The organism is Pigmentiphaga litoralis (assembly GCF_048632615.1).
GTDB classification, from domain to species: Bacteria; Pseudomonadota; Gammaproteobacteria; order Burkholderiales; family Burkholderiaceae_B; genus Pigmentiphaga; species Pigmentiphaga litoralis_B.
In genome coordinates this window covers 645007-663868 of the sequence record NZ_CP184479.1, presented here as the reverse complement: position 1 = coordinate 663868, position 18862 = coordinate 645007, and the positions used below count along the sequence as shown (strand labels likewise).

At 63.8% G+C, this 18862-nt stretch carries 11 protein-coding genes; 10 read left to right on the top strand and 1 reads right to left on the bottom strand.

The window, feature by feature from the left end; translation table 11 throughout:
• Positions 1-263: 263 nt before the first annotated feature.
• The 8 genes from rimP to ACNANG_RS02930 all read left to right on the top strand — a co-directional run bounded on the left by rimP (position 264) and on the right by ACNANG_RS02930 (position 13283).
• Entirely contained in the window at positions 264-782 is a 519-nt protein-coding gene (gene rimP, locus ACNANG_RS02965) for a ribosome maturation factor RimP (RefSeq protein WP_420225929.1), read from the top strand.
• Positions 779-2257 carry a transcription termination factor NusA gene (gene nusA / locus ACNANG_RS02960; protein WP_179588360.1) on the top strand — a complete coding sequence of 493 codons (1479 nt, stop codon included), beginning with the start codon at positions 779-781 and terminating at the stop codon, positions 2255-2257. Before rimP ends, nusA begins: the two co-directional genes overlap by 4 nt.
• A gap of 44 nt (positions 2258-2301) precedes the next feature.
• Entirely contained in the window at positions 2302-5220 is a 2919-nt protein-coding gene (gene infB / locus ACNANG_RS02955; protein ID WP_420225928.1) for a translation initiation factor IF-2, read from the top strand.
• 20 nt (positions 5221-5240) lie between these two features.
• Complete coding sequence (gene rbfA / locus ACNANG_RS02950) at positions 5241-5717, top strand: 30S ribosome-binding factor RbfA (protein WP_420225927.1); 477 nt, start codon at positions 5241-5243, stop codon at positions 5715-5717.
• Positions 5718-5751: 34 nt separating this feature from the next.
• Positions 5752-6711 carry a tRNA pseudouridine(55) synthase TruB gene (gene truB / locus ACNANG_RS02945; protein ID WP_420225926.1) on the top strand — a complete coding sequence of 320 codons (960 nt, stop codon included), beginning with the start codon at positions 5752-5754 and terminating at the stop codon, positions 6709-6711.
• Positions 6708-8528, top strand: coding sequence for a translational GTPase TypA (typA, locus tag ACNANG_RS02940; RefSeq protein WP_420225925.1), 1821 nt, complete (start codon positions 6708-6710; stop codon positions 8526-8528). Before truB ends, typA begins: the two co-directional genes overlap by 4 nt.
• A gap of 626 nt (positions 8529-9154) precedes the next feature.
• A complete protein-coding gene (locus ACNANG_RS02935) occupies positions 9155-11380 on the top strand; it encodes a phosphocholine-specific phospholipase C (RefSeq protein WP_420225923.1) in 2226 nt (741 codons plus the stop codon).
• Positions 11381-11570: 190 nt separating this feature from the next.
• Entirely contained in the window at positions 11571-13283 is a 1713-nt protein-coding gene (locus ACNANG_RS02930; RefSeq protein WP_420225922.1) for a methyl-accepting chemotaxis protein, read from the top strand.
• Between the two features lie 144 nt (positions 13284-13427).
• Here ACNANG_RS02930 and ACNANG_RS02925 read toward each other — a convergent pair whose 3' ends face one another.
• On the bottom strand, positions 13428-13922 hold the full coding sequence (locus tag ACNANG_RS02925) for a GNAT family N-acetyltransferase (RefSeq protein ID WP_420225921.1): 495 nt from the start codon (positions 13920-13922) through the stop codon (positions 13428-13430).
• A 166-nt stretch (positions 13923-14088) separates the two neighbouring features.
• On the opposite strand from ACNANG_RS02925, the gene ACNANG_RS02920 reads away from it, so the two are divergent.
• Positions 14089-16317: a TonB-dependent receptor gene (locus ACNANG_RS02920; RefSeq protein WP_420225920.1), complete on the top strand. Its 2229-nt coding sequence runs from the start codon at positions 14089-14091 to the stop codon at positions 16315-16317.
• A 305-nt stretch (positions 16318-16622) separates the two neighbouring features.
• On the top strand, positions 16623-18854 hold the full coding sequence (locus tag ACNANG_RS02915; RefSeq protein WP_420225919.1) for a TonB-dependent receptor: 2232 nt from the start codon (positions 16623-16625) through the stop codon (positions 18852-18854).
• Positions 18855-18862 lie beyond the last annotated feature (8 nt).

The following is an 18862-nucleotide window of genomic DNA, read 5'->3' as shown; positions in this document are numbered from 1 at the left end:
CAGTATCCGGATCGTGCGGCGCGTGAATGACCGCGACGTGCATCGACCCGGGTTGCTGACAGACGTGCGGCCAGGGTATGGCGACGTGCTGGCAGCCTGTCAGGGGTGGGCGGGTCACACGCGCAACGGGGTCCGGAAGTCGGGCTGCCGATTGCGGCGTATCGAGCTTAGGCAAGGTCGCAAAATGGGCTGGACAGTACAGCCCATTTTTTTGGTTTTCAGGTTTGCGATGCAAGTCGCACCACTAGATCGCACGATAAGGCATGGCAGATATTTTCGAGCTTACCGAACAATCCCTGGCAGGACTGGGGGTCGAACTGGTCGACGTGGAACGCGCCGGCGGTGGTCTGCTGCGCGTGACGATCGACCGCGACGAAGGGGTTCGCATTGAAGACTGCGAAGCAGTCTCCAGGCAGCTGTCGCGCGTGTTCGAGGTGGAAAACATCGACTACTCGCGCCTGGAAGTCGGCTCGCCCGGTACCGACCGGCCGCTGCGCCGCGCCAAGGATTTCATCCGGTTCGCCGGAGAGCGCGCGGAAATCAAGCTGCGCCTCCCGTTCAACGGACGCAAGGTATTCACCGGCACGCTCGTCGCGCCGGAGCCGGCCACCGGCGACACGGCCGATGCGGCCGAACCGAATAAAGAAGTACAAGGAGCCGAGGTATTCGGCATCGAATTCGAAGCAAAGGAAGGCGACATCCAGGTGTTGAATTTCACGATCGATGAACTCGAGCGTGCAAAACTGGATCCGGTTCTGAATTTCAGGGGCAAAAAACAATGAGCCGCGAGATTCTGTTGTTGGTGGACGCGCTGGCGCGCGAAAAGAACGTCACGCGTGACGTGGTGTTCGGCGCGCTGGAAAGCGCGCTGGCTTCCGCCATGAAGAAGCTCTACAAAGAAGAAGTGGACATCCGCGTGGCGATCGATCGCGACTCGGGTGACCACGAAGCGTTCCGTCGCTGGCAGGTCGTGCCCGACGAGGCCGGTCTGCAACTGCCCGACCAGCAGATCCTGCTGTCGGAAGCCCGGGACGTCGAGCCCGAGATCGAACTCGAGGAATTCATCGAAGAAGCGCTCGAGCCCATCGAATTCGGCCGGATCGGCGCGCAGGCCGCCAAGCAGGTCATCCTGCAGCGGATTCGTGACGCGGAACGTGAACAGCTCCTGAACGACTTCCTTGAGCGTGGCGAGTCCATCGTCTCGGGTTCGATCAAGCGTATGGACAAGGGCGACGCCATCATCGAAATCGGCAAGGTGGAAGCCCGCCTGCCGCGTTCCGAAATGATCCCCAAGGAAAACCTGCGAATCGGCGACCGCGTGCGCGCCTACCTGGCCCGCATCGACCGCCAGGCCCGTGGCCAGCAAGTGATCCTGTCGCGTTCGGCGCCTGACTTCATCCGTCAGCTGTTCGAAAACGAAGTGCCGGAAATCGAACAGGGTCTGCTGGAACTGAAGGGCGCCGCGCGGGATCCGGGCGTGCGCGCCAAGATCGCCGTGGTGGCCCATGACCGGCGCATCGATCCGATCGGCACGTGTGTCGGCATGCGCGGTTCGCGTGTGCAGGCCGTGCGGAACGAGTTGGGCGGCGAGCAGGTCGATATCGTGCTGTGGTCGGAAGATCCGGCCCAGTTCGTGATCGGTGCGCTTGCGCCCGCCAACGTGCAATCGATCGTGGTCGACGAAGACCGCCATGCGATGGACGTCGTGGTGGACGAGGACAACCTTGCGATCGCGATCGGCCGCAGCGGCCAGAACGTGCGCCTGGCGTCCGAGCTGACCGGCTGGCAGATCAACATCATGACGCCAGACGAAAGCCAGGCCAAGCAGCAGCAGGAACAGACCGCGCTGCGCGATACTTTCATGAGCAAGCTGGACGTCGACGAAGAAGTCGCCGACATCCTGATCTCCGAAGGTTTCACGGGTCTGGAAGAAATTGCTTATGTGCCCATCCAGGAGCTCCTCGAAATCGAGGCCTTCGATGAGGACACCATCAACGAATTGCGCAATCGCGCTCGCAATGCACTGCTCACTGAAGCCATTGCTCAGGAAGAGCGGGTCGAGACGGCGCAGGATTTGCTCACGCTCGAAGGTGTGACTCCCGAACTGGCGGCCAGTCTGGCTGCGGGTCAGGTGTTCACCCGAGACGACCTGGCGGATCTGTCCGTCGATGAGCTGACCGAATTGACCGGCATCGATGCAGAAGAAGCCAAGCAATTGATCGTTCGTGCGCGCGCGCACTGGTTCGAACAGGCTTGAATTTGTCTATAGCGTCGATCAGCCACACCGGGGAAGAGAAACGAATGTCGAGTAACACTGTCGCCCAGTTCGCCACCGAGCTGAAACTGCCTGCAAACGTGCTGTTGGATCAATTGCGCGCCGCTGGTGTAAGCATCAAGTCGGTCGACGATACCGTCACCGAAAGCGACAAGGCACAACTGCTCGAATCGTTGCGCCGTGCCCACGGCGCCACCGAAGGCAAGAAGATCACGGTGACTCGCAAGCAAACGTCCGAGATCAAGCAGTCGGACGCCACGGGCAAGGCGCGCACGATCCAGGTGGAAGTTCGCAAGAAGCGCGTGTTCATCAAGCGCGACAATCCTGACGGTACGGAACTGGACGCCGCCGCCTTGCGCGACGACGACGTTGCCGCCGCGCCGGAAGAAGACGATAGCGCGCTGCTGGCGCGCGAGGCGGAACGCCAGGCCAAGGAAGAAGCCGAAGCCAAGGCGCGCGCCGAAGCCGAAGCCAGGGAACGGCAAGAAGCCGAAGCCCGGCTGCGCGAAGCGGAAGAACAGGCCCGTGTCGCAGCCGAAGCCGCCGAACGCGCCGCCAAGGAAGCCGAAGCCGCCGCTGCGGCCGCTGCCGCCCGCGAACAGGCCCAGGCCGCCCCGGTGGCCCCGGTCAATTCCACCCAGCCTGCCACGCCCGAGGGAGGGGCCGCAGTGAGCGATGTCGTAGTGAACAAGGCGGTTTCCAGTGCGGAAGCCGCGCGGATCAAGGCCGACGAGGCCCGCAAGAACGCCGACGAAATCCGCAAGGCGGACGCCAAGGCGCAGGAAGTGCGCGCCAACGCCCGCCAGGCCGCGGAAGCCGAAGCCGCCGCGTTGCGCCAGATGCTGAGCCGTCCACGCAACAAGGTGCTGCACGCCCCTGCGCCGACGCCGCCGGCTGCGCCCGCCGCGCCTGCCGCGCCGATCGCCGGCACCTTGCACAAACCTGCCGGCAAGCCGGGCCAGGAAACCAAGGAAGCCGTCAAGAAAGACGACAAGCCCGCAGCGCCTGGCAAGAAGGTCATCAAGACCGGCGCCGTGGCCTCGACCTGGTCGGAAGACGCCGCGCGCAAGAAGGCGCTCAAGACACGCGGCGACGCATCCTCGGGCACCAGCCGTGACGGCTGGCGTGGGGGTGGCCGCGGCAAGAGCCGTCATCAGCAGGACACCCGTTCGGCGCCGGTTGCCGAAAGCATCGTGCGCGAAGTGCACGTGCCGGAAACCATTTCCGTCTCGGATCTGGCTCACAAGATGGCCGTGAAGGCCGCCGAGGTGATCAAGGTTCTGATGAAAATGGGCCAGATGGTCACCATCAACCAGGTGCTCGATCAGGAAACCGGCATGATCGTGGTCGAAGAACTCGGCCACACCGCCATCGCCGCGAAGCTGGACGATCCTGAAGCATTCCTGGACGAAACGCCCGCGTCGTCGGAAGTGGTCGAACTGCCCCGTGCGCCGGTCGTCACCGTCATGGGCCACGTCGACCACGGCAAGACCTCGCTGCTGGACTACATCCGCCGCGCCAAGGTCGCGTCGGGCGAAGCCGGCGGGATCACGCAGCACATCGGCGCGTACCACGTGCAGACCGAACGCGGCATGGTCACGTTCCTGGACACCCCGGGTCACGAGGCCTTCACGGCCATGCGTGCTCGCGGCGCCAAGGCGACGGACATCGTGATCCTGGTCGTGGCGGCCGACGACGGCGTGATGCCGCAAACGAAGGAAGCCATCCACCACGCCAAGGCCGCAGGGGTGCCGATCGTGGTGGCGATCAACAAGATCGACAAGCCCGACGCCAACCTCGAACGCGTCAAGCAGGAACTGGTTGCCGAAGAAGTGGTGCCGGAAGAGTACGGTGGCGATGCGCCCTTCGTGGGCGTGTCGGCCAAGACCGGCGCCGGTATCGACGATCTGCTCGAACAGCTGCTGCTGCAAGCCGAAGTGCTGGAACTGAAAGCGCCGGTCGAAACCGCCGCCAAGGGCCTGGTCATCGAAGCCAAGCTGGACAAGGGCCGCGGCCCGGTCGCCACGATCCTGGTGCAGAGCGGTACGCTCAAGCGCGGCGACGTGGTGCTGGCCGGCGCAAGCTTCGGCCGTGTCCGCGCCATGCTGGACGAAATCGGCAAGCCGATTACCGAAGCGGGCCCATCGATCCCTGTGGAGATCCAGGGCCTGACCGACGTACCAGCCGCGGGCGACGAACTGATCGTGCTGAGCGACGAGCGCAAGGCGCGTGAAATCGCCATGTTCCGTCAGGGCAAGTTCCGCGACGTCAAGCTGGCTCGCCAGCAGGCTGCCAAGCTGGAAACGCTGTTCGACAACATCGGCGAAGGCGTGCAGACGCTGGCGTTGATCGTGAAGACCGACGTTCAGGGTTCGCAGGAAGCACTGGTGCAGGCACTGACCAAGCTGTCGACCGACGAAGTCCGCGTGCAGGTCGTGCATGCGGCCGTGGGCGGCATCTCGGAAAGCGACGTCAACCTGGCCATCGCTTCGAAGGCCGTGGTGATCGGCTTCAACGTGCGTGCCGACGCCGGCTCGAAGAAGCTGGCCGAGAACAACGGCGTCGACCTGCGTTACTACAGCATCATCTACGACGCGGTCGACGAAGTGAAGACCGCCATGTCGGGCATGCTGGCGCCGGAAAAGCGCGAAGAGATCATCGGCCTGGTCGAGATCCGCGAAGTGTATGCGGTGTCCCGTATCGGCAACGTCGCGGGTTGTATGGTCCTCGATGGCCTCGTGCGCCGCAGCTCGCAGGTTCGCCTGCTGCGCAACAACGTGGTGCAGTGGACTGGCGAAATCGAATCGCTCCGTCGCTTCAAGGATGACGTGCGCGAGGTCAAGTCCGGCTTCGATTGCGGTATCACGCTGCGTAACAACAACGACATCGCGGTGGGTGACCAGCTCGAAGTGTTTGAAGTCAAGGAAGTGGCGCGTACGCTGTAAGAAGCGTTCCGTCCATCAAGATGAGTCGTCACAAGCAACAGAAGAAGATCCCCGGCGGCCGCCTGTTGCGGCTTGCCGACCAGATTCAGAAGGATCTGGCCGAAATGATTCAGCGCGAGATCCCGATCTCGCGTGCAGGACTGATCACGCTCAGCGAAGTCGAGCTGTCGGCCGACTATGCCCACGCCCAGGTGTACTTCACGGTAATGGGCGCCGGACCCGACGTCGCTGTGGCGGCACTGAACGAAAAGGCCGGTTACCTGCATTCGCTGCTGTTCAAGCGTCTGCACATCCACACGGTGCCGACCCTGCATTTCCATTACGACGAACAACGGTCGCGCGGCATGGTCATGGCGCATCTCATCAATCAGGCCAACACGCCCGGCGTGCTGGCTGACGAGATCCAGCCTGCCAGCCCGATGGATTCGACCGCCGACGATGCGCGTCTGGAGATTTCTCCGGCGGAACCTCACGTCCCTGACGACCAGCGCGGCTAAGCCGTCGCTGCGTCCATTTTTCTCGACGATTCCGATGGCTTCCCGACGCGGGTGTGCGCTCGACGGTGTGTTGTTGCTGGACAAGCCAGAAGGCCTGTCGAGCAACCACGCATTGCAACGGGCAAGGCGCATCCTGGATGCGCGCAAGGCGGGGCATACCGGAACCCTGGATCCGTTTGCCACCGGGCTGATGGTCCTGTGTTTTGGCGAGGCCACCAAGTTTTCCGCCGACATGTTCCATGCCGACAAGACGTATGTGGCCGACGTGGTGCTGCGGGAAGAAACCGATACGGGCGACCGTACCGGTCTGCCGGTGACCTACGACGGTCAGGCAGTCGACGCCCCGGTGGACGAGGCAACGATCCGCGCCGTCCTGTCACGCTTCGTCGGTAGCATCGACCAGTTGCCGCCGATGTACTCGGCGCTCAAGCGCGATGGCAAGCCGCTGTACGAATACGCGCGGCAGGGCATCGAGCTGGAACGCGAAACGCGGCGCGTCACCATTTTTTCGATTGAATTGCTGTCTTGCACCGAATCCGGTTTTTCGATGGAAGTCAGTTGCAGCAAGGGCACCTATATCCGCACGTTGGCGCAGGATATCGGTCGCACGCTGGGATGCGGCGCGCATCTTGGCGCGCTGCGCAGAACCCGCACGGCGGGCTTCGATATCGGCCAGGCAGTGACGCTGGAAGATCTGGAAGCTTTGCCGGTGGCGGCGACGGCGCTGATGCCCATCGAAGCCCTGCTCGCGCCCCTGCCGGTGGTCACCATCGATCAGGCCAGGGCAGCGAAGTTCATGCAGGGTCAAAAACTACAGATCGAGACAGAAGGGCAGACGGCAGGCGACGCCAACGCGATCACCCAACCGGATGCGGAAACGATTTTGACAAGGGCGCGTGTACACGGCCCTGACAGCAAATTTCTGGGAACGGCACGCTGCATAGGCGGTTGGCTGCAGCCCGACAGATTGATTTCTTTCAAGGAAACGACATGACACGCGCACTGCGCAACGTAGCGATCATCGCTCACGTCGACCACGGCAAGACCACGCTGGTGGACCAGCTGCTTCGCCAATCCGGCACCTTCCGCGAGAACCAGCAGATGGGCGAGCGGATCATGGACTCGAACGATCTCGAAAAAGAGCGCGGGATCACGATTCTGGCCAAGAACTGTGCCGTGGAATACGAAGGCACGCACATCAACATCGTCGACACTCCGGGACACGCGGACTTTGGCGGTGAAGTCGAGCGCGTGATGTCGATGGTCGACGGCGTGCTGCTGCTGGTCGATGCCGTGGAAGGCCCGATGCCCCAGACGCGTTTCGTGACGCGCAAGGCGCTGGCCCTGGGCCTCAAGCCCATCGTCGTCGTGAACAAGATCGACCGTCCGGGCGCGCGTCCGGATTGGGTGATCAACCAGACCTTCGACCTGTTCGACAAGCTGGGCGCCACCGAAGAACAACTCGACTTCCCGATCATCTATGCATCGGGTCTGAACGGCTTTGCCGGCCTGACCGAAGACGTGCGCTCGGGCGACATGAAGCCGCTGTTCGAGACCATTCTCGACAAGGTGCCGGTGCGTGACGACGATTTGGACGGTCCGCTGCAGCTCCAGATCATTTCGCTGGAATACTCGAGCTACGTCGGCAAGATCGGCGTGGGCCGCATTTCGCGCGGCAAGGTCAAGGCCCTGCAGGACGTCGTGGTGAAGTTCGGTCCCGACAGCGCGCCCATCAAGGGCCGCGTCAACCAGGTGCTGAAGTTCCGTGGTCTGGAACGCGAGATCGTCGACGAAGCGCAAGCGGGCGACATCGTGCTGATCAACGGTATCGAAGAACTGGGCATCGGCTGCACGGTGTGCGCGCCGGAAGCGCAAGACGCGCTGCCGATGCTGAAGGTCGACGAGCCGACCCTGACGATGAACTTCTGCGTGAACACGTCGCCGCTTGCCGGCCGTGAAGGCAAGTTCGTTACCAGCCGCCAGTTGCGTGAACGTCTGGACCGCGAGCTCAAGGCCAACGTGGCCCTGCGCGTGCGTGACACCGGCGACGATACGATCTTTGAAGTGTCGGGCCGCGGCGAACTGCACCTGACCATCCTGCTGGAAAACATGCGCCGCGAAGGGTACGAGCTGGCCGTGTCGCGTCCTCGCGTGGTGTTCAAGGAAATCGACGGCGTGAAGCACGAGCCGTTCGAACTGCTGACCATCGATCTGGAAGACGCCCACCAGGGCGGCGTGATGGAAGAGCTGGGCCGCCGCAAGGGCGAACTGCTCGACATGGCGTCCGACGGCAAGGGCCGCACGCGTCTGGAATACCGCGTGCCGGCACGGGGCCTGATCGGCTTCCAGGGCGAGTTCATGACGCTGACGCGCGGTACTGGCCTGGCCAGCCACGTGTTCGACGAATACGCACCGGTCCGTGAAGGCGGCGTGGGCGATCGTCACAACGGCGTGCTGATCAGCCAGGACGACGGCGATGCCGTGGCCTACGCACTGTGGAAGCTGCAGGATCGCGGCCGCATGTTCGTCAAGCCGGGCGACGCGCTGTACGAAGGCATGATCATCGGTATCCACAGCCGCGACAACGACCTGGTCGTGAACCCGATCAAGGGCAAGCAGCTGACCAACGTGCGCGCGTCGGGCACCGACGAAGCCGTGCGCCTGGTGCCGACGATCCAGATGTCGCTCGAATACGCGGTGGAATTCATTGCCGACGACGAGCTGGTGGAGATCACGCCAAAGAACATCCGTCTGCGCAAGCGTCATCTGAAGGAACACGATCGCAAGCGCGCCAGCCGCGAAGCGAACTGATCCTGGCATTCGGTAGTGAAAAAAGAGGCTTCGGCCTCTTTTTTCGTCTGCTGGATACGCCTATGTCAGTCGCAGGGCCAGGCGGCCGTCATGCGCCCGTGGCGATGCACGGCGCTTTGCGGCTCAGCGCTGGGGTAGTATTCAGCGCGGCGTCAGTGAATCGTCATCGCTCATTAATGAGCATGTTCATTTTTGTGCAACAGTGGATGTCTACGCTGCGAGCCTTGTTGTTCACACAACACGACCCGTCCCGGAGACCGTACGTCATGTCCACGCCTTGCCCCCTTGATTCCACCCAGCCGCTTCCGCGCGCCGACGCCTTCAAACGCGTTCTGTTGGCGTGTGTGCTGCCACTTTGCCTTACGCTGTCTGCCTGTGGAGGGGACGATGATGCAGGATCGAATGGCGGCACGCCCGCAACCGGTCCGGCGCCGCAGATGAAGTGCGCGCCGTAATGGACCGGCGCCGTGGACCGGCGCCAATGCCCGCCCGCTAACGCTGAGCGCAACGGCAAGCGCGGCAACCCGTGCCTGCCGCATCGCAACTGCTGACGTCACCCGTCGACTTTCGACTGCCCGTTCCTGATACCCGCGCCCCCTGGGGCGCTGCCCTGATCCCACGACACCATGACCGACTCGCTTTCACGCCGCCGCTTCCTGCGCAACACCGCCACCGCCGCAGGCGCCACCATGGCGTTTTCGATGTTCCCGCCATCCATCCGCAAGGCCTTGGCCGTTGCGGCGAACAACCGCACCGGCACCATCCAGGACGTCGAGCATATCGTTATCTTCATGCAGGAAAACCGGTCGTTCGACCACTACTTCGGCACGATGCAAGGCGTGCGCGGCTTTGCGGATCGCTTCCCGATTCCGGTGGCCGACTCGCCCGACTTCAGCAACAAGACCGTCTGGTACCAGCGTTATGAAACCGCCGCAACCGGCGCCCCGCGCGTGCTGGCGCCGCAGCACAACGACACCACGCAGAACTTTGCGTTGATCCGCACGGCCGGCACGCCGCATCTGTTCCCCGACGCGCAAGACGCCTGGGACGACGGCAAGATGACGAACTGGCCCGACTACAAGCGCCCGGCGTCGATGGTGTACTACAAGGAAGCGGACATTCCCTTCCAGTTCGCGCTGGCCAATGCCTTTACCGTGGGGGACGCGAACCACTCGTCCTTCAGTGGCGGCACCAACCCGAACCGCTGCTTTCTGTACACCGGCACCAACCACGGCAAGGACGATCCGACCAAACCCGGCGTCTACAACGGCCCGGCCGTGGACAACTCGTACAACACGCTCAAGAACGGCACGATCAGCGCCGGCTACACCTGGATGACCTATGCCGAACGCCTGGAAGACGCGGGCGTGAGCTGGCAGGTCTACCAGAACAACGAGAAAGAGTTCTATGCCTTGAACTCGCTGTTCGGCTTCAAGACCTTTCGCGACGCCAACGCGGCCAGCACGCCGGCCGTGTCGCCGGCCCGCACGCCGCGCCAGCAGGCCCTGTACGAGAAAGGCATCAAGACGCGTGACCTGGACCTGCTCAAGGCCGACGTGATCGCCGGCAAGCTGCCCAAGGTCAGCTGGGTCTGCGCCACGTCATCGGGTTCGGAACATCCCAGTGCGTCGAGTCCCGCTCAAGGCGCGGCCTACACCGCGCAAGTGCTGGACGCGCTGACCGCCAATCCCGACGTCTGGAGCAAGACCGTCCTGATCCTGAACTTCGACGAAAACGACGGCCTGTTCGATCACATGCCGCCGCCCGCGCCGCCGTCGTATCTGCAGTACGACGCCAGTCCCGCCGTGGCAAAAATGGCCGGCGCCACCACGGTGGACGCGGCCGACGAATACCTGGGTGAAGACACCGGCGGCATCAAAGCCGTTGAGAACTACAAGCATCGTCCCTATGGTCTTGGCCCGCGCGTCCCGCTATACGTGATCTCGCCCTGGAGCAAGGGCGGCTGGGTCAACTCGCAGGTATTCGACCAGACATCGACCATCCGCTTCGTCGAAGCCCGTTTTGGTGTGAAGGAACCCAACATCAGCCCCTGGCGCCGTGCGGTCGTCGGAGACCTGACGTCCTGCTTCAACTTCGTCAACCCGAATGACGACGACGTGGTCAAGACCTTCCCGGAAACCGCGACCCGCGATGCCGCCAGCCGCGCATTGGGCAAGACCACGACACCGGCTCCTTCGGCCCAGGTCGTGCTTCCGGTGCAGGCCACGGGGACCCGCAAGTCGCGCGCCTTGCCGTATGAACTGCACACCAGCAGCGTGGCGGCCCCGGGCGCGGGCAAGGTCGATCTGATCTTTGCCAACAGCGGCGCGGTCGCGGCGGTTTTCCATGTGTACGACCGCAAACATCTGGATGCCGTGCCGCGCCGGTATACGGTGGAAGCCGGCAAGCAGCTGACGGGGTCGTGGGAGGTCGCCGCCGACAAGGGGGCGTACGATCTGTGGGTGCTTGGGCCCAATGGTTTCCATCGCCACTTCACGGGCACCGTGGCGGCGTCGGGCGCCAATCCGGAGGTGCAGGTCTGCTACGCGCCGGCCGACAACCAGGTGTGGGTCAAGGTGCACAACACCGGGACCGCGGCAGCCACGGTATCGATCAAGGCCAACGCCTATCGCACCGACGGCCCGTGGACGCTGTCAGTCGCGCCGCAAGGCGAGGGCGTCCAGAGCTGGACGCTGGCCGACAGCGGCGGCTGGTACGACTTCACGGTCACGATGCCAGGGGTGGCCGGCTACAGCCGCCGCTTTGCGGGTCGCCTGGAAACCGGCAAGGATTCGGTGTCCGACCCGGCCATGGGCGGCGCCGCGATCGGGGAACAGGTCAAGGTCGCGTAACGGAATACCTGGCCCACGGTTGAGCGGGACCTTGCGCAAGCAGGGGCCCGCTCACGGATTCCTCACATTAATCACGATTCCCGCTACAGATCCAAGGCCTGCTGCCGTTAAACCCGTACATGAATACGTAATAGCACGAACATTCTCCACCGCCCTGGTGGAGGTGTCCGGGCAGGCAACAGGGGATGGCATGAGCGCAGTACTGCACGATTCGGGAATTTCCATGGCCGCGGAGCCGCGCGCGGCCAAGGCGCCACGCATGGGTGGATCCACCTTGCGCACCAAGCTGTTTTCGATGGTCGCCCTGGCGGTTCTGCTGCTGGTGGGTGTCCAGGCATGGTCGATCTACAGCGAACGCCAGTTGATGATGGAAACCAAGCGCACCGAAATCACATCGGTCGCGCAGACGGCCTGGGGCATCGCCAATTACTTCTACCTGCAGCAGCAGGCGGGCAAGCTGTCGCAGGAGTCCGCTCAGGCCGCGGCCATCCAGGCGATGATGGGCATGCGTTACGGTGGCGTTGACGGCAAGTCCGAATACATTTTCGTGACGGCGTCGAACGGCATCATCGTCATGAACGGTGGCAATCCTTCCTTTGCGGGTTCGAACGCGATCACCCGCAGCGGCGACAAGCGCGACCCCACCGCCGTCATGGCGGAACGTATCGCCGCCATGCGTGCCGGAGGCGGCCAAAGCTACATCCCCATTCAGTTCGTGCGCCCCGGCGGCACCGAGCCGTCACCCAAGCTGAACATCTACAAGCTGCACGAGCCCTGGGGCTGGGCCATCGGCACCGGTGTCTTCATGGACGATCTGCAGGAAATGGTGCGTGAACGCATCATCCACGGCGCCATCCTGGCCGTGATCCTGACGCTGATCCTGCTGGCCGGTGGCTGGGTGATCTCGCGCAAGGTGCTGTCGCAGATCGGTGGCGAGCCGAGCAGTGTCATTGCAGTGATGAATCACGCGGCGCAGGGCGACCTGTCGCGTCCCCTGCCTGATGCCAAGGCGGGCAGTGTGCTGCACGGCTTCTCGACCATGTCGGGTGCGGTTCGCGGCCTGATCTCCAAGGTTCGCGACGAAGCCGTCGAAATGAAGCGGGACTCGCAGCGCATCGCCGAATCCGTGGCGCAAGTGACAGCGGCCTCGTCGGCGCAAAGCGACGCCACGTCGTCGATGGCGGCGGCGGTAGAAGAGCTGACGGTGTCGGTGGCCCACATTTCCGACGCCGCGATCGAAACGCAGCGCAATTCGGAAGGCGTGGCCCAGAAGTGCCGCGACGGCGAAGTGCAGGTGACCGGCGCCGCCGATGGCATGAAGCGCATCGCAACGGCCGTGGGTGAAGCCTCTGAAAAGATCCGGGGTCTGGAAGCGCGCGCGCTGCAGATCAATTCGATTGCCGCATCGATCAAAGAGATCGCCGGGCAGACCAATCTGCTGGCGCTGAACGCCGCGATCGAAGCGGCGCGTGCCGGTGAGCAGGGCCGTGGCTTCAGCGTCGTGGCCGACGAAGTGCGCAAGCTGGCCGAGCGGACGTCGTCCGCCACGGTCGAGATCGAAGAGATGGTCAGCGCCGTGCAGCGCGAAACCTCGGAATCGACCGAGACCATGGAGCACATCCTGCCAATGGTGACGGAAGGCACGCAACTGGCCGATCAGGTGGCTGTGCCGCTGCGCGAAATCCGATTGAGCGCGGACGCGTCGCTGGAACGTGTGCGCGAAGTGGCCAACGCCACCAAGGAACAATCGGCCGCCAGCACATCGATCGCGCAGCAAGTGGAAAGCATTGCGCAGATGGTGGAAGAGACGACCGCTGCGATGGGCGAAACCGCCCGGTCGGCGCAGGAAATGCGCGACATGGCGGAACGCCTGGATCGTCTGGTGGGCACATTCAAGGTGTGATGGCGTTGAACGGATGACGAAAAAGCCGACTCCAGGGAGTCGGCTTTTTTGTCTTGGCGATGCGTCCGGAGCTGCGTGGCCGGTGTTGGTTACGGTGGATCTTGCAGCGCAGGCCGGGCGGCCAATCTTGCGAATGACCGTCCTTCAGTCCTTCTTTGCCAGCGATTCCAGCGCATCGCCCGTCATGCGCACGATGCGCCATTCCGGCATCACCACGGCCCCCATCGCCTCATAGAAATCAATGGCGGGCTGATTCCAGTCCAGCACGCTCCATTCGAAACGGGCGCAGCCGCGTTCCACCGCCAGTGCCGCGAGCCGCGTCAACATCGCCTTGCCCAGTCCCTTGCCGCGATGGTCGGGGTGCACATACAGATCTTCCAGATACAGGCCCTTGCGGCCCAGGAAAGTTGAGTAATTGTGGAAGAACAGGGCGTAGCCGATGACGGCGCCGTCCACCTCGGCCGCCAGACATTCGGCTGCCGGATGCGGGCCAAACAGCGCGTCATGCAGCAGTTCGTCGGTGGCAATGAACAGGTGCGTCAGCTTTTCGTACTCGGCCAGGCCGCGCATCAGGTCAGTGATCGGACCCACATCGGAGGGGGTGGCGGCGCGGACGTGCTGGGCGGGAAGGGCGGACATGATCGGGTTCGAGTGAGCGAAGGGCTCCGATTCTAGCTGACGCGCGTCGTTGCTTGATGGCAACGCACCTGGGATGAGCACAGTGACTAGTGAGAATTTGGCGCGCGCAGGACGGCGAATTCGTGAACAATAACGGTTCTCATTGCCATTCAACCGGACCGCGTTCATGCTCGCTTGCCGCTTTATCCTTCGCCCCTCTGTGATCGCGATCCTGCTCGCCATTCAAACGCTTGGCGCCCAGGCGCAGTCGCCCGCGCCGTCCACCGCACCGCCGGCAGCCGAAGCCACCACGCTGTCGACCGTCAACGTGAACGCCAGCGCCGACGCGTCGGCCGAAGGTGTGCCCGAAGCCTACGCCGGCGGGCAGGTGGCTCGCGGCGGCCGTGTCGGCATCCTCGGTAACCTCGACACCATGAGCACGCCGTTTACCAGCACCAGCTACACCAACGAACTGATCCAGGACCAGCAGGCGCAGAGCGTTGCCGACGTGCTGCTCAACGATCCGTCAGTCCGCAGCGCACGGGGTTTCGGCAATTTCCAGGAACTGTATGTGGTGCGCGGCTTTCCGGTGTATTCCGACGACATCTCGTACAACGGCCTATACGGCATGCTGCCCCGCCAATACATCGCCTCCGAATTCTTTGAACGCGTGGAAGTGCTGCGCGGCGCCAACACCTTCCTGAACGGCGCGGCCCCGGCGGGCAGTGGTATCGGCGGCGCCATCAACCTGCTGCCCAAACGCGCGCCCAATGAACCTCTGAACCGCGTCGGCTTTGGCCTGCAGACCGGCGGGCAGAAGTCCGTCAACTTCGACTTTGCCCGGCGCTTTGGTCCGGACGACAGCGTCGGCCTGCGCCTGATCGGCGCCCGCCGCGACGGCGGCACCGGCGTGGATCGCGAAGAACGCGAAGTCTCGGCCCTGGGCATTGGCCTGGACTGGCGTGGCTCGCGGGCGCGCCTGTCGGCCGACGTGGGCTACCAGAACAGCACATTGAATGCGGGCCGGCCCAGCGTGACACCCCTGGCCGGCGCGCCTATCCCCCGCGCGCCGGACGCGTCGGTCAACTTCGCGCAGTCGTGGACGGTCGCCAAGGAACGCGACACCTTCGCCACCTTGCGTGGGGAGTACGACATTACCGACCAGGTGACGGCATGGGCGGCGGGCGGGGTGCGGCGCGGCAGCGAGTTCAATTCGCTGGCCAATCCCACGATCACCAATGCGGCTGGCGATACGACAGCCACGCGCTTCGACAACGCGCGGGAGGACCGCATCAGCACCGGCGAGATCGGCTTGCGCGCCAAGGTGCGCACCGGCAGCGTCGGGCACACGATCGTTGCATCCGCAACGACCTACAACTCGCGGTCCGCCAATGCGTTCGTTCGCGGCACCGCCGCCACGCTCAGCAACATCTATTCGCCGATTGACCGGGTCGCGACCGCGCTGGGCACGCCGTCCAACGACATGACGAACCCGTCGTTGACCAACAAGGTCGAAACCAGCAGCGTTGCGTTGGCCGACACGCTGTCGTTCTACGACGACCGCGTGCTGCTGACCCTGGGCCTGCGGCGTCAGACCCTGGAGCAGACCAGCTACGCCTACAACACGCAGGCGGCCGCGCCGAGTTCGGACAAGACCAAGACGACGCCCGTTGCCGGCATCGTGTTCAAGGCCACGGACTGGATGTCGGTCTACGGCAACTACATCGAAGGCCTGGTCCGCGGTCCCATTGCCCCGGCCACCACGGGCGGCCTGGCCGTCGCGAACGTGGGCGCCATCCTGTCGCCCTATGTCGCAAAGCAGAAAGAAGCTGGCCTGAAGTTTGACGCCGGCCGAGTTGGCGGCAGTGTTGCGGTGTTCGAAACGACGCAGCCGATCTCGGGGTACGAACGTATCGCCGGCAGCACGGCCGTCAACTTCGGTCCGTACGGCGAGCAGCGCAATCGCGGGCTGGAATTCTCGGTCTATGGCGAACCCGTGCGCGGCGTGCGCGTGCTGGGCGGCCTGACCCTGCTCGACGCGGAACAGTCCAAGACGCAAAACGGCGCTACCGACGGCAAGGACGCGATCGGCGTCCCGGAACGCCAGCTGAACATCGGCGCGGAATGGGATATCCCCGGCGTGCGCAACCTGGCCGTCAACGCCCGCGCGGTCTACACGTCCAAGCAGTTCGCCAACGCCGCCAACACGCAAACCGTACCGTCATGGACCCGCTTCGACCTGGGCGCGCGTTACCTGATCGACATCGGCAACAACCGTACGCTGACCCTTCGCGCCCGGATCGACAACCTGTTCGACCGCAACTACTGGGCCTCGGCGGGTGGCTCGCCGGGGTCGAATTATCTGGTGCTTGGCGCGCCGCGTACGTTTTATGTGACGGGCACGATCGATTTCTGATTGGGCTGCGGGAGCGTCTTGTCTTGCAGACGCTCTGTCACCAGCTTTCAGCACCAGCTGCCGGCCAGTCGCACCGAGCCAGACATGCCGAGTCAGAAATGCCGAGCCAGGACATGCCGAGCCAGACATGCCGAGCCAGACATGCCGAGTCAACCGCGGCCAGTTGGTCGCGGGCGCTGCAGGCCTGACTTGCGCCACTCGTAAGCCTTTCGATCTACACGTTTCACCTACGCGACACTACTTACTTGCGGGCGGGTTTTCAGCAACAATAACGGTTCTCATTTTCGTTCCCTGTGGACCGTGTCATGCCTCAACGCCGCTTTGCCTACCGCCCGCACGTGCTGGCCACTCTGCTCGCACTGCAATCCATGGGCGCGTACGCCCAGACCGCTGGCGGCTCCCCGGCCGACCCGGCGGCTTCCGCCACGACACTCTCCACCGTCAACGTCAATGCCAGCGCCGATGCGTCGGCCGAAGGCTTGCCCGAAGCCTACGCCGGCGGCCAGGTCGCGCGCGGCGGCCGTGTCGGCATCCTGGGCAACCAGGACTACATGGGCACGCCGTTCTCCAGCACCAACTACACCAGCGAACTGATCCAGGACCAGCAGGCGCAAAGCGTCGCCGATGTCCTGCTCAATGATCCGTCGGTGCGCACCGCAAGGGGATTCGGCAACTTCCAGGAACTGTATGTGGTGCGCGGCTTCCCGGTCTATTCCGACGACGTGGCCTACAACGGCCTGTACGGCATGTTGCCGCGCCAGTACATCTCGTCCGAATTCTTCGAACGTGTGGAAGTGTTCCGCGGCGCGAACACCTTCCTGAACGGCGCGGCCCCGGGAGGGTCCGGCATTGGCGGCGCGATCAATCTGCTGCCCAAACGTGCGCCCAACGAACCTTTGAACCGGGTCGGCTTCGGCATCCAGACCGGGGGCCAGAAATCGGTGCAGTTCGACTTTGCGCGGCGTTTTGGTCCTGACGACAGCATGGGCATCCGGCTGTACGGCACACGCCGCGACGGCGGCACCGGCGTGCGCGGCGAAGACCGCGAACTGTCCGCCATGGGCGTCGGTCTGGATTGGCGCAGCAGCCGGGCGCGTCTGTCGGCCGACGTGGGCTACCAGAACAACGATCTGCGTAACGGCCGCCCCAGCGTCACGCCGGGCGCAAACTTGCCGATTCCGCGCGCGCCGGATGCATCGTCCAACTTCGCGCAACCCTGGACCTATTCCAAGGAACGCAACCTGTTCGCCACCGTGCGGGGCGAGTACGACATTACCGACACCGTCACGGCCTGGGCCGCGGGCGGCGTGCGTCGTGGCAGCGAAACCAACTCGCTTGCCAACCCCACCGTCACCAGCGCGGCAGGCGACACCACGGCCTACCGCTTCGACAACCACCGCGAAGACCGCATCAGCACCGGCGAAATCGGCCTGCGCGCCAAACTGCGCACCGGCAGCGTCGGCCACACACTGGTTGCATCGGTCGCCACCTACAACGGCCGTGAACGCAATGCGTATGCGTTCTCCGACTTTGGCGGCTTCGCCAGCAACCTGTACTCGCCGATCAATGTAGCCGCACCGGTCGCCAACGCGCTTGTGGGCGGATTGCTGAGCGATCCGGTCCAGACCAACAAGGTCGAAACCCGCAGCGTGGCCATCGCCGACACGCTGTCGTTCTTCGATGACCGCGCCCTGCTGACCGTCGGCGCCCGCCGCCAGACGATCGAGCAGAACGCCTACAACGTCAACACGGGCTTCCAGGAAAGCAGCTACGACAAATCCAAGACGTCGCCCATCGCCGGCATCGTCTTCAAGCTCACACCGGCCACGTCCTTGTACGGCAACTACATCGAAGGCCTGGTCCGCGGCGACGTCGCACCGACCACCACGCCGGGCGGCCTGGCCGTCACCAACGGCGGGCAGATCTTCTCGCCCTACAAGTCGAAGCAAAAAGAAATCGGCGTCAAATACGATGGCGGCCGTATAGGCGGCAACCTGGCGTTCTTCCAGACTGACAAACCCATCACCGCATTCGAACGCACCGGCGCCTTTGCCGTCTATGGACCCTATGGAGAACAGCGCAACCGCGGCCTGGAACTCTCCGTATTCGGCCAGCCCGTGCGCGGCGTCCGTGTGCTGGGCGGCCTGACCCTGCTCGACGCCGAACAAACCAAGACGCAAGACGGCATCACCAATGGCAAAGACGCCATCGGCGTCGCCAAACGCCAGTTCAACCTGGGCGCGGAATGGGACATTCCCGGCGTGAACAACCTGGCCGTCAACGCGCGCATGGTATACACGTCCAAACAATATGCCGACGCCGCCAACACCCAAAGCGTCCCATCCTGGACCCGCTTTGATCTGGGCGCGCGGTATTTGATTGATATCGGCAACAACCGCACCTTGACCATGCGCGCCCGCGTCGACAACCTGTTCGACAAGAATTACTGGGCCTCGGTTGGCGGGTATCCTGGCTCTGGATATCTCGTGCTGGGCGCTCCGCGTACCTTCATGCTGACCGGCACGATCGACTTCTAAAGGAAATT